At 71.0% G+C, this 12,382-nt stretch carries 10 protein-coding genes; 6 read left to right on the top strand and 4 right to left on the bottom strand.

What is annotated here, in order from left to right; translation table 11 throughout:
• Nucleotides 1-60: 60 nt before the first annotated feature.
• Complete coding sequence (locus tag HNR20_RS14090) at nt 61-531, bottom strand: MogA/MoaB family molybdenum cofactor biosynthesis protein (protein WP_184179935.1); 471 nt, start codon at nt 529-531, stop codon at nt 61-63.
• Nucleotides 528-1,019 (bottom strand): cyclic pyranopterin monophosphate synthase MoaC, encoded by a 492-nt coding sequence (gene moaC, locus HNR20_RS14095; RefSeq protein ID WP_184179938.1) that lies wholly within the window; start codon nt 1,017-1,019, stop codon nt 528-530. Before moaC ends, HNR20_RS14090 begins: the two co-directional genes overlap by 4 nt.
• Nucleotides 1,020-2,131: 1,112 nt before the next feature.
• Here moaC and HNR20_RS14100 point away from each other — a divergent pair.
• From HNR20_RS14100 to HNR20_RS14120, 5 genes are all read left to right on the top strand, one after another.
• The gene (locus HNR20_RS14100; protein ID WP_184179941.1) at nt 2,132-4,654 is read left to right on the top strand and encodes a putative bifunctional diguanylate cyclase/phosphodiesterase; all 2,523 of its coding nucleotides are present in this window, start codon (nt 2,132-2,134) and stop codon (nt 4,652-4,654) included.
• Between the two features lie 67 nt (nt 4,655-4,721).
• Nucleotides 4,722-6,065 (top strand): glycosyltransferase 87 family protein, encoded by a 1,344-nt coding sequence (locus HNR20_RS14105; RefSeq protein ID WP_184179944.1) that lies wholly within the window; start codon nt 4,722-4,724, stop codon nt 6,063-6,065.
• Nucleotides 6,066-6,106: 41 nt separating this feature from the next.
• Complete coding sequence (locus HNR20_RS14110) at nt 6,107-6,739, top strand: phosphoribosyltransferase (protein ID WP_184179947.1); 633 nt, start codon at nt 6,107-6,109, stop codon at nt 6,737-6,739.
• A 22-nt stretch (nt 6,740-6,761) separates the two neighbouring features.
• Nucleotides 6,762-7,133, top strand: coding sequence for a TFIIB-type zinc ribbon-containing protein (locus tag HNR20_RS14115; RefSeq protein WP_184179950.1), 372 nt, complete (start codon nt 6,762-6,764; stop codon nt 7,131-7,133).
• A 105-nt stretch (nt 7,134-7,238) separates the two neighbouring features.
• Nucleotides 7,239-7,916: a maleylpyruvate isomerase N-terminal domain-containing protein gene (locus tag HNR20_RS14120; protein WP_184179953.1), complete on the top strand. Its 678-nt coding sequence runs from the start codon at nt 7,239-7,241 to the stop codon at nt 7,914-7,916.
• A 23-nt stretch (nt 7,917-7,939) separates the two neighbouring features.
• Here the strand turns inward: HNR20_RS14120 and dnaB are convergent, their stop codons facing one another.
• Entirely contained in the window at nt 7,940-9,343 is a 1,404-nt protein-coding gene (gene dnaB / locus HNR20_RS14125; RefSeq protein WP_184179957.1) for a replicative DNA helicase, read from the bottom strand.
• 397 nt (nt 9,344-9,740) lie between these two features.
• Here dnaB and HNR20_RS14130 point away from each other — a divergent pair, with 397 nt between their 5' ends.
• Nucleotides 9,741-11,291 (top strand): hypothetical protein, encoded by a 1,551-nt coding sequence (locus HNR20_RS14130; RefSeq protein WP_184179960.1) that lies wholly within the window; start codon nt 9,741-9,743, stop codon nt 11,289-11,291.
• Between the two features lie 639 nt (nt 11,292-11,930).
• Here the strand turns inward: HNR20_RS14130 and rplI are convergent.
• Entirely contained in the window at nt 11,931-12,377 is a 447-nt protein-coding gene (rplI, locus tag HNR20_RS14135) for a 50S ribosomal protein L9 (RefSeq protein ID WP_184179963.1), read from the bottom strand.
• Between the last annotated feature and the right edge of the window lie 5 nt (nt 12,378-12,382).

Genomic DNA, 12,382 nt, shown 5'->3' on the forward strand with positions numbered 1-12,382 from the left:
ACGGACCGACAGCCGCCCGGGCCTGGACCGGACCGGTCAGCGGTTCCCACCGCGGAGCGGTCAGTGGTCCCCGCCGCGGAGCTGGTCGACGGTGTGCCCGAGGATCGGCCCGAGCACTGCCAGCCCGTCCCGGGCGCCGCCGGTCGAGCCGGGCAGGTTGACCACCAGCATCCGGCCGGCGACACCGGCCAGGCCTCGGGACAGCACCGAGGTGGGCACCCGGTCGCGACTGTGTGCGCGGATCGCCTCGGCGATGCCGGGGATCTCGTAATCCAGCAGAACCCGGGTCACGTCGGGTGTGCGATCCGACGGAGTCACCCCGGTGCCACCGCTGGTCAGCACCACGTCGACCCCGTCGGCGCGGGCGTCCAGCAGGGCGGCGCCGACCGGCTCACCGTCGGGCACCACCACCGGCTCGTCGACCTGGCACCCCAGCTCACGCAGGCCGGCGACGAGCAGCGGACCGCTGGTGTCGGCGTAGACACCGGCCGCGGCGCGGTTGGACGCGACGATCACCCGGGCCCGGATCACGGCCGGTCCTCCGGCCGGACCCACTCGCCGGTCTTGCCGCCTTCCTTGCGCAGCACCCGCACCGCGTCCACCGAGGCCGCCGGGTCGACCGCCTTGACCATGTCGATCAGAGCGAGGCCTGCGACGGCGACCGCCGTGAGTGCCTCCATCTCCACCCCGGTCCGGTCCGCCGTGCGGGCGGTGGCCGTGATCTCCACGGTGTCGGCGGTCAACCGCAGGTCGACGGTGACGCCGTGCAGGGCGATCGGGTGGCAGAGCGGAATCAGGTCAGGGGTGCGCTTGGCCCCCATGATCCCGGCCATTCGACCGACCGCCAGCGCATCGCCCTTGGGCAGACCGTCGCGGTGCAACAGGTCGATGACCTCGGGCGTGGTCCGCAGACGGCCGGCCGCGACGGCAAGTCGGCCCGTCACCGCCTTGGCGGAGACGTCGACCATGCGGGCCGCGCCGGCGCGGTCGACGTGGCTGAGCTGCGCGGGTTCGGTCACGGCCGTGAGCCTATCGGTGCCGTACGACGAGGCTCGGAAGGAGCGGCGTCGCACCGCCTGCCCCGGCGGCAGCCGGCCGTCCGGGTTTCCGAGCAGCGTTCCGCTCAGACTCGAAGCAAAAGACGTCGATGAGCTCGGGGCGTACGTCAAGTCGATAGCCGTTGCGCCGACGACGAATGCGCCTCGACCGGCCGGGGAAGCCTCGAAAACCCGGCGCGGATTGGCCGCATAGGTACGCACATTAGCCACGGCTGATCGCGGTGGGCAATCAACCCATAACCCGTCGACGAGGTTGTCCACCGTCACCAGTTGACCGGGCTGAACTGCGAGCATCGCGTGGATCGCTGCTGTTCGGGTGTGCCAAGGCGCAACGTGCGGCCAGACAGTTGCACCTAAAGACCACCCGGGGACCTGAATCTCCACCCGCCCCCTGCTCCAGCCGTAGTGGGTGTTCAGTCGATCACGCAACGAGGTCTGCGACCTACCTCAGCCCGTACCACTCGCGCCCGATCGGGCGCTCGCCGCGAGAGGGCCGCGGCGGGCTGCTCGATTGCCTATCCATGAACGCACCATGTCCACGGCAAGTTGCACCTCTGCCTACCGAAACGCCGTTGTCTTCGCGCCGTCGACCTCGACCCGGGCCGATGGCGCGCGCCGCCGCCTCCCCTGCCGACACGCCGTACGTGGCAACATTGCCCAACCCGCCCTTACGCCTGGCCGAACTCCGGATGAGGCAACTCTGGTAGAGCCACCAGACTCGGGGAATAACACGACCAATAGGCTCAGCGGAAACCGTCCGCAGTTGCGAGCTCTCGTGTGAATCCAGAACTGGCAGACTCGACCGCACTCCGTTCAGGAACGATGGACAGAACGTGATAAACCAGCTCCGGCTTGGCTAATGTTGCGCATACCGACATTTATTGCTGCTAACCGCATCGAGTTCGCCTTAGTCTCTCGTCACGAAAGACAGCCCGGGAAACGGAACCAAGTCCCGGGGGACGAGAGTGGAGGGAGCGTGCAATGCGCGGCAGCGACTGGCACTGACATACGAGTGACCCACAGCGGTAAGCTCCTGTCGTCAACATGTAACTGTCGGCAACGACAGGAGCTTCATGAGTCGGGTTGCATCCGAGAACACCACCCGGGCAGACCGGCGACTTCTGGTGCTCGTCGGTCTCATCGTCGTACTGGCTACCGGCCCGACGCTCATCGCCGTCGCCGACGTGCTGGCCCACCCGCCGAACTCGGTGGGCGACGGGGCGACCGTCGTGGCGCTGATGTTCATGACGGCCCTCGGGACGATCATCAAGGCGCCGATCCGCATCCGCTCGACCACGCACGCCATCACCTGGATCGAGGCGGCAATCGTGATCGGGCTCGCGGTGGCCCCACCCGCCTGGGTGTTGCTGGCAACCGGAGTGGGCGTCGGCATCGCGTCAGCGATCATGAAGCTCCCTCCGATCAAGACCGCCTTCGGCGTCAGCAAGAACATCCTGGTCGCCGGCGGAGCGAGCGCCACCGTGCTGGCAGTCCACTGGCAATGGCCGCCGGTGGGGCCGATGGAGCTCATCGGTCTGCTGGCAGCGATCTACCTGGTCGCCGCCCTGTTGGACGACCTGCTGGCAATCCCGGTCATCGCACTGGCGACCGGCACCCGGATCTCCCGCCAGTTCCTCAACAACCTTGACCTCCGGCTGGCCGGCTTCGGCGTGCGCTTCGTCGTGGCCCTCTGCACACTGTTCATCCTCTGGGCGGACCCCCGACTGCTACTTGCCGTCCCGCCCCTGGTCCTCAGCCTGCACCTGGCCTACTCCGCCCGCATCCGGGGGCGCACCGAGCAGCAGGCGTGGCAGCGGCTCGCCCGCACCACCGACGCGCTCAACGTGGTCGACCTCGACAACGTCCTCACCACCGCGGTCACCCAGGCCGCCGAGTTGTTCTCCGCCGACGAGGTCGAGATCGAGCTGCGTGACGGCAACCGCGCCGTACGCGGCGGCACCGGCGGCATCACCTTCGACGGCCCCACCGGTACGCCCACCGACGTGGACGGCACGATCGTCCCCACACCACTCGAAGGACATGACCGGACCGTCGATGTCGGCGTGCTCCGACTGCGCTTCCGCGGCCCGGTGCAGCTCTCCGAGCGGGAGCAGTACACCCTGCGCACCTTCGCCTCCGCGCTCTGCACCGCCGTTCGCAACGCCCAGGCGTACGCCGAACTGGCCCGGGTGGCCGACGATCACGCGTACGCCGCCGCCCACGACGCGCTGACCGACCTGGCCAACCGCCGGCACCTCCTCGACGAGGGCACCGAGCAGTTGAGCGCTCGACACGCGGACGGTGTCACCGCGCTCGTGCTGATCGACCTCAACCACTTCAAGGAGGTCAACGACACGCTCGGGCACGCCGCCGGCGACCAGGTGCTGGTGCAGGTCGCCGACCGGTTGCGACGAGCAGCCCAGGCGAGTGACCTGGTGGCCCGCCTCGGCGGCGACGAGTTCGCCGTACTCCTGCGGGGGTTGCCGGCCCCGGCGGTAGCCGCGCACCGGGCCGAGACGCTGCTCGCCGCTCTGCACGAGCCGTTCGACCTGGACGGCATGCGGATCAGCGTCGAGGCCAGCGGCGGCATCTCCGTCGCCCCGTCGAACGGTGGCATGGCCGAGCTGCTGCGGCGCGCCGACGTGGCCATGTACCAGGCGAAGCGCGCCGGGCAACGGATCTCCTCGTACGCCCCGACCCGGGACACCGCCGACCTGGGCCGCCTCACCCTCGGTGGTGACCTGCCACGTGCGGTGGCCGACCACGAGTTCGTCGTCAACTTCCAACCGATCGTCGATCTGGGCACCGGCGAGGTGACCAGCGCCGAAGCGCTCGCCCGCTGGCGCCACCCCACCCACGGCATGATCGACCCCCTGCGCTTCCTGGAGGCGGTGGAGCGTTCCGGCCTGCTGCCAGCCTTCGCCGAAGCGATCCTCGACCAGGCACTGATCGCAGCGGCCAACTGGCGTGACGCCGGCTTCGACGTACCGGTCGCGGTCAACGTGTCCCCCCGCAGCCTGCTCGACGCGCGGTTCCCCGGCTCGGTGCTGGCTCGCCTGCGCGCCCACGACCTGCCACCGGACCGGCTGGTGCTGGAGCTGACCGAGACGCTCACCCTCAGCCAACTCGACGTGGTCGACCGGGTGCTCAGCCGGCTGCGCGACGAGGGCGTCCGGCTGGCGTTGGACGACTTCGGCACCGGCTACTCCTCGCTCTCCCTGCTCTCCCGAATCCCGGTGCACGAGTTGAAGATCGACCGGAGCTTCGTGACGACGATGGAGAGTTCGGCGGAGGCCGCCGCGGTCATCCGCTCGACCCTCGACCTGGGCCGCAGCCTCAACCTGGATGTGGTGGCCGAGGGGGTGGAGAGCGAGCCGCAGCGGCGGGCCCTCTGGGAGTTGGGCTGCGTCGCCGGCCAGGGGCACCTGTTCGCGCGGCCGGTGCCAGCCGGCACCCTGCTCGCGGCGATGCAGCGCGGCTCGGGCGGCCGTCCGGGTGCCCTCGCCGCGCCACTGCACGACGCCGGCGCGGTGATCCGGTTGAGCCAGAACCGCCGCCAGACCGGCCGCACCCGCCTCCCGCACCTACCCGCCTGACCGGGCACCGGCCGCTGGCCCGACGTGGTCCGGTGCAGGTGCGGCCCGGTCTGCCAGACTGGCCCGCGTGATCGCCGACGCCCCGACCGCCCGCCGCCGTCGCTGGCACTGGCGGACGCTCGACACCGCCGCCGGCGGACTCGCCCTCGACCTCGGCCTCTACGCCGTCTCGGCCATCTTCGCCGCGATCACCGCGGTCACGTCGACCCTGCTGCCGCACCGGGCCTGGGGCGCGGTCGCCGCCGTCGCGTACCTGGTCGCGACGCTGATGGTGATCGCTCAACTCCTGCTGCGTCGACGCTCCCCGACCGCACGGCTGGTCGGTCTGCCAGCCCGCTGGGCGGTCACCGGTCTCGCCTGGGTCGGCGCCGCGCTGCTGCCCCTGCTGTGGCAGAGCATCGAGCGAGCCGGCGGGCGCACCGATCGGGCCCAGGAGGAAGTGCTGGTCGTGGAGCAGGCCGGCATCCGCCTCCTGGAGCACGGCACGCCATACCTCGGACCCGATGCGATAGCCGCCCTCCCGCCCGGCGAGCAACTGCTCGGCTACACCCCGTACCAGCCCGGGATGGCGATGTTCGGCCTGCCCAGAGCACTTGTCGACACCTGGTGGACCGACTCCCGGGTCTGGTTCGCGGTGGGCACCGTGCTGGCCCTCGCCCTGGCCGTGGCCGCCCTGCGCGGGACACCGTCCCTCGCCGCCACCGCCGTTACGGCTCAGCGGCGGGACGCCGCGCTGTTGCGAGGCGTGCAGGCCGCCACCGTCCTGCCAATCTGCGCCCTCACCCTCGCCACCGGCGGCGACGACCTACCCGTACTCGCGCTCTGCCTGCTGGCCCTCGCGCTTGCCGCCGCCGACCGGCCCGGCCGGGCCGGCCTCGCGGTTGGTCTCGCCGGCGCGCTGAAGCTGTTCGCCTGGCCGGTGGCCCTGGTTCTGATCGTCTGGGGCCTGACCCGACGCGCCGGCATCCGGGTCGCCGCCGGCGCGATCGGCCTGCCCGTCGCGGCCCTCCTGCCGGCGATGCTGGTCGACCACGACGCGCTGACCGAGAACGTGCTGCGCTTCCCCCTCGGCCACGGCCTGGTCACCAGCCCCGCCCAGTCCCCGTTCCCCGGCTACCTGATCGCCAACGCCATGCCCGCCGGCCGGCTCGTCGCCGCCGCGCTGCTGGTCGCCGCCGGCGTGGCCATCGCCGTCCGGCTCGCCCGCCGCCCGCCGCGCACCGCTGTCGCCACCGCGCTGATCTGCGGGTACGGGCTGCTCGCCGCCATCGCCCTGATGCCCTCGACCCGCTTCGGCTACCTGCTGTACCCGTTGGCCCTGCTCACCTGGGCACCCGCCCTGCGCCGCCCGGTCGACACGCCGACCGCGCCGGCAGCCGACGAGTTGTCCGGTCGGACCACTTCGGCGTAACTGCCGGGCGAAACGGCGCGTCAGGGCGTAGACCTGATGGCATGACGACGTACCGCGACCGGGCCGAGGCGGGCCGGGTGCTCTCCGAGCGACTCACCGCACTCATCGGCGACCCGGACGTCATCGTCCTCGGCCTCGTCCGTGGCGGCGTGCCGGTCGCCCGGGTCGTCGCCGAACGGCTCGGCGCACCCCTGGACGTGCTGGTCGTCCGCAAACTCGGCATGCCGTGGGCCCGGGAGGTCGCCTTCGGCGCGCTCGGGCCGGGCGGTGTCCAGGTGCTCAACGACGCGGTGGCCAGCCGACTCAGCAGCGACGACATCGCCCAGGTCAGCCAGCGGGAGCAGACCGAGCTGGAACGCCGGGAGCGGCTCTACCGGGGCGGTCGCCCGCAGCTGGACCTCACCGGGCGGACCGCGGTGATCGTCGACGACGGCCTGGCCACCGGCGCGACCGCCCGCGCTGCCGTGGCGGTCGTCCGCCAGCTCGGGGCCCACCGGGTCGTGGTCGCGGTCCCCGTCGGCGCGCAGGAGGCGTTCGAACTGCTCGCCGCCGAGGCCGACCAGGTCGTCTGCGCCCAACGCCCACCGGACTTCGGCGCGGTGAGCGTCTACTACGAGGACTTCCACGAGGTTTCCGACGAGGAAGTCACCGAGGCGCTCACAGCAACTGCATAGGTCCAGCAGGTACCGTCGGGCGATGAGTAGTCTCACCTGTCCCAAGTGTCACGGAGAAATGCGCCAATACGAGCGCAGCGGCGTCAACATCGACCAGTGCGGGGAGTGCCGAGGCATCTTCCTGGACCGCGGCGAGCTGGAGAAGCTGTTCGAGGCGGAGGCCAACTGGAGCCGCCAACAGACCGGCGGCGCGCCGCCGCAACCCGCCCAGCAGCCGGCCGGCTACCCGCCCCCGCACCAGCCTGGTTATGGTGCCGTCCCGCCGCCGCCCCCGCCCGCCCACGGCTACCCGCCGCAGCCGGCGTACGGCCACCAGCAGCAACAGCACCACGGCTACCACGGGCACTACCGGCAGAAGAAGCGCAAGGGCTTCCTCGACGACATGTTCGGCTGAGTCCAGGCTGACATCCCGCCCGGGTCGATCCACGCATCGGCCCGGGCACATCGCCCACGCCGTTCACGGTTGGCGGGTGGGTTGGTCCATGCGAGGCTGGTTCGCATGACCGCGACCCGACCCCACGCTGCGCTGGCCCAGGCGTACGACGGGATCACCGCGGTGGTCGGCGACCTGGACGACGCCGGCCTGCAACAGGCCACCCGCTGCCAGGGCTGGCTCATCGCGGACCTGCTCCTGCACGTGCTCGGCGACGCCCAACGGGCACTGGTCGCACTGGCCAGCCCGGTCGACGGTCCCGCCGACACCGACGACGTGAGCTACTGGCGCGACTTCCCCGCCGGCGGCGAAGGGGCCAGCCGGCACGCCTGGTGGGTCCGCCGGTCGGCCGCCGCGTTCGACCGCCCGACCGGGATCGTCGGGCTGTGGAGTGAGACCCCCCCGGCGGCGGTCCGCGCCGCCGCGTCAGCCAACCCCGAGGGGTACGTGACCACGCAGGGGCACGTGCTGCGCGTACCGGATTTCCTCGCCACCCTGACCACCGAGGCCGTGGTCCATCACCTGGACCTGACACCGGCGCTGCCCGGCGCGCCGCCGCCCGGCCCACTGGCCGTACGCGTCGCGGTGGCCACCATGGATGGCCTGCTCAGCGACGACACGGTCCGGCCTGCCGCCTGGGACGACCACGATTTCCTGCTGAAGGCCACCGGCCGCTTGCCGCTCACCGACCGCGATCGGTTGGAGTTGGGTGAGTCGGCGGGCTGGTTTCCGCTGCTCGGGTGATCGACGGCGGGATGCCGTGTGGGTCAGCCGATGGCCATGTCGACGAAGCGGGACAGGTGCAGTTGGGCCGCGACGGTCACGGTGTCGGTCGGGCCATTTCGATGCTTGGCGACAATGAAATCGGCCTCGCCCGCACGCGGCGACTCCTTGTCGTAGTAGTCGTCGCGGTGGAGCAGGATGACAACGTCGGCGTCCTGCTCAATTGACCCGGATTCCCGCAGGTCGGACAGTTGAGGACGCTTGTCGGTCCGCTGCTCCGGGCCACGGTTCAGCTGGCTTACCGCGATGACCGGGCACTCGACCTCCTTGGCCAGCAGCTTCAGGCCACGGGAGAGGTCGGCGACCTCCTGCTGGCGACTCTCGGTGCGCTTCGGTGAGGTCATCAGCTGGAGATAGTCGACGACGATCATCTTGAGGTCGTGCCGTTGCTTGAGCCGCCGAGCCTTGGCGCGGATCTCCATCAGGTTCATGCTCGGGGTGTCGTCGACGAAGAGCGGCGCCTCGCTGATCTCGCCCATGCATCTGGCCAGCTTGGTCCAGTCGTCGTCGGAGAGCTGACCGCTGCGCAGCACGTGCAGCGGCACCCGCGCCTCGGCGGAGAGCAGGCGCATGACGATCTCGACCTTGCTCATTTCCAGCGAGAAGATCGCGGCCGCCTGGTTGGCGCGTATAGCAGCGTTTCGGGCAAAGTCCATGCTCGCGGTCGACTTACCCAGACCGGGCCGACCGGCCACGATGATCAACTGCCCAGCGTGCAGGCCGTTGAGCAGTCGGTCCAGGTCGCTGAAGCCGGTCGGCACGCCGGTCATCATTCCGCCCTGCGCACCCACCGCCTCGATCTCGTCGAGCGTCGGCTGCAACATGTCGGCGAGGATCGCGAAGTCCTCGCTGACCCGGCGTTCGGTGACGTCGTAGACGGCCTGCTGGGCGAGGTCCACGACATCGTCGACGTCGCGACTGCCGCCGCTGGCGGTGCCGTAACCGAGCTGCACGATCTTGGTGCCGGCCTCGACCAACCGGCGCAGCACCGCCCGTTCGCTGACGATTCGCGCGTAGTAGGCCGCGTTCGCCGCGGTGGGCACGCTGGCGATGAGGGTGTGCAGGTAGGGCGCGCCACCGATGCGTACCAGGTCGCCGGAGTCGGCGAGCGCCGCCGCGACAGTGATCGAGTCGGCGGGCTCACCCCGGCCGTAGATGTCGAGAATGATGTCGAAGATGGTGGCGTGCACCGGCCGGTAGAAGTCGTTGGTCTTGAGGATCTCGACGACGTCGGCGATGGCGTCCTTGGAGAGCAGCATGCCGCCGAGGACGCACTGCTCGGCGGCAACGTCCTGGGGCGGTGTCTTGTCGAACTGGCCGTCCCGCTGCGCGGGTGTCTGACCACCACCGGAGCGTGGCTCTGCCCGCATGTCGTCAGTGACCGACACGGGTCCCCCCTCCACTGCGCCGGGTCCAATCCCAGCTCTACCGCTGGGGTGCGACACTTCCGTCCGACCGGGCCGGTCGATCGGGGGCCATCGCGCCGGCGGTCGAGGGCCAACCATACGGACCCCGAGGTCAGAGACTCAACAACGCCGGTGGACGAGCCTCGGGACAACCTGTGGATGCCGGTGGACATGATGTGCGCAGCGTGTGCACAGCCTGTGGACAACTGTTGGGGAATTCTTGGCCTTACGCCGTTGACCTGCAGAAACATGCTCCCCAGCCTGTGGAGGAGAATATTTCGGTCGGGCCTGTGACACGATCGTCCCGTACTATCTCCAGCGAACGGCTACACCTGGACAGCGGATTCCGCTTTCGGTTCAGAAGGGTCACACTCCGGCCGTGAGTTACCGGGACTGGGGACGCGGGGATGGCAGCCCGCGCGAGCGCCAGCCGATCGCCTCGTGGAGTGAGCGCGCGGCGTCTCTTCCGGTTGATCCGTACGACGAGGACGGTCGCTACCGCACCTCCAGCCGGCGGCGTGCCCTCGACCGTGGCCAGGACGAGCCCGTCGATGCATACCTGCCCCGTTGGGCAGTGGAGTCGGGGGTCCGTCACGCCGACGGCGGCGGTCGTCACGCGGCGCCGGACGACGATGGGGACGACCCCGAGCGCGAGCCCGAACGGCCGAGCTCCGCTGCCGGTCGGCGGGCCATCGAGGCGCCGGGCAGCCGTCGGCGGGGCAGCGAACCGAGCTGGCGGGAGCAAGCGGCGATCGGCGCGGCCCCCGAGTCGGACCACACCCGCGAGTGGACGCTCGACCGTCCGCAGGAGCAGGGGTACGCCGGTCGCCGACGCGCGGACGCAGGGGAGGACGAGCCGGTTTCCGGCGCCGTCCCGGACCGCCGTCCCCGCCGCGCGCCCGCTGGCCGTCCGCAGGTGATCTGGTCGGGTGGGGATCTGGAGCCGGCTCCGAGCGAGCCGGCACCGAGCCAGGAGGCAAGCCGTCCCACCCGGCGCAGCCGCCGCGCGGCGGAGGAGTCCTGGTCCCGCCCGGCTGCCGACCCGTGGGCACGCGGGTCCGACCGGGTGGCTGAGCCCGAGCCGTCGTACCCGCCCGCGGTGGATCCGTGGGACGCCTCGGGCGTGCACGCGTGGCCACCCGGCCCCGGTGCGGACGGCACGGATCTGAGCGAGCAGTGGGCAGCAGTGGAAGGCGTCGGTGGCTGGGAGCGGTCCGACCGCACCGGCCAGTGGGAACGGTCCGCGATCGAGGACGACCAGTGGGACCGTACGCTTGCGCCGCGCTCCGACCGGTCCGTTGCGGCGGAGGGTTGGCCGGCCCGGGACGACGGGTTCTGGTCCGGCACTCGGCTGGCCGACGATGACCCCAGATGGACGGATCCGCCGACGTCGGCGCCCCGCTCGCCGGTAGTGGGTTACACGGCTCCCCGGCCGCGCACCGTGCCCGTGCAGCGTGGAGGTGCGCCACGGCGTCGGGCGGACCGGCCGGCGGTTGGGGCGGCGTCGGTCCGTCAGCGGGTCGAGTCGGCGGCGACGGGTGCCTGGGCTCGCCGCCTGGAGGACGATCTGCTCGACCCGGATCCGGGCGGGCCGTTCCGGCCGTTGCTGTACACGGCCGCCTGTTACCTGATGCCGGCAATGCTGATCTTCGTCTGGCTGTTGACCCTGGACAGTCAGGCGCCGGCCGGCTGCGTGACCGACATCAGCGGGGGTGGGTGCGACTCGCCCCGGTCACGCGCGTTGGAGTCGTTGCTCGCCGGCTCGCCACGCTTCGGGTTGGCGCTGGTGAGCAGTCTGGTGGTGGCGGCGCTGCTGCGACGGGTGGGCACGACGTGGCGCTCGGCCACCATCGCGGTAGCCGCCGCGGTGGTGGGCGGCGGCCTCTCCACGGTGCTGATCAGCGCGGTAACCGGTCAGCCGATCGGCTGACCAGCCCGCAGTCCCGGGCCTCCGCCACGGTGGCAGACGCGCGGCCACCAGCGTTCGTATGGGTGCCCGCGCCGCTGGTCTGCTGGTCTGCTGGCCTGCTGGCCTGTCGGCCTGTCGGCCTGTCGGCCTGTCGGCCTGCTGGTTCCGGCCGCTTGGGCGGGCGGCGCGCGGTTGATCGACACCAGGTCGGCGACATGGCGGTATCGCACCGCCAGGACACCCCCACATCGCCGACCTGGAGTGGATCAAACCTCCTGGACCCTCGCGACCTGGCCGGCGACCCTCATCCCGACGGGGCCGCCGACTCCGATCGCTGCTCCGCCGGTCCGCCGGTCCGCCGGTCCGCTGATCCGCCTGCTTGGGCGGGCGGTGCGGGGATGATCGACACCAGGTCGGCGACATTGCGGTAACGCACCGCCAGGACACCCCCACATCGCCGACCTGGAGTGGATCAGACCGCCTGGACACTTGCGACCTGGCCGCCGGCTCTCATCCAGATGGCACCGCCGACTCCCGCCGGGCAACGAACTGCCGGCCGAGCCGGGCCAGACCGGGGGTCATCGACCTTGCCTAGACGACGTACACACGAGGGCCCGCACCGATCGCTCGGTGCGGGCCCTCGTGGTGGTGTTGCGGACGTCAGCCCTGAACGACGTTCAGGTTGAACGACGCGGTCACCTCAGGGTGCAGCTTGATCTTCACCGGGTAGGTACCGATCGACTTGATGTGACCGGGCACCTCCAGCCGGCGCCGGTCGAGGACCGGACCGCTGGCCGCCTTGACGGCGTCGACGATCTCGGTCGGGGTGACCGAGCCGAAGAGCCGTCCGCCGTCGCCGGCGCGGACCTTCAGGTTGACCTTGAGACCCTCGAGCTGAGCCTTGACCTCGTTGGCGTGGTCGAGGTCGCGGATCTCGCGGGCCCCACGGGCCCGCTTGATGACCGTGACCTGCTTTTCCGCGCCCTTGGTCCAGGCGATCGCGAAGCCCTGCGGCAGCAGGTAGTTACGGCCGAAGCCGTCCTTGACCTCGACGATGTCGCCCGGGGCACCGAGGCCGGACACTTCCTGAGTCAGGATGATCTTCATATCGG

Origin of the sequence: Micromonospora parathelypteridis (assembly GCF_014201145.1) — a bacterium.
GTDB classification, from domain to species: Bacteria; Actinomycetota; Actinomycetes; order Mycobacteriales; family Micromonosporaceae; genus Micromonospora; species Micromonospora parathelypteridis.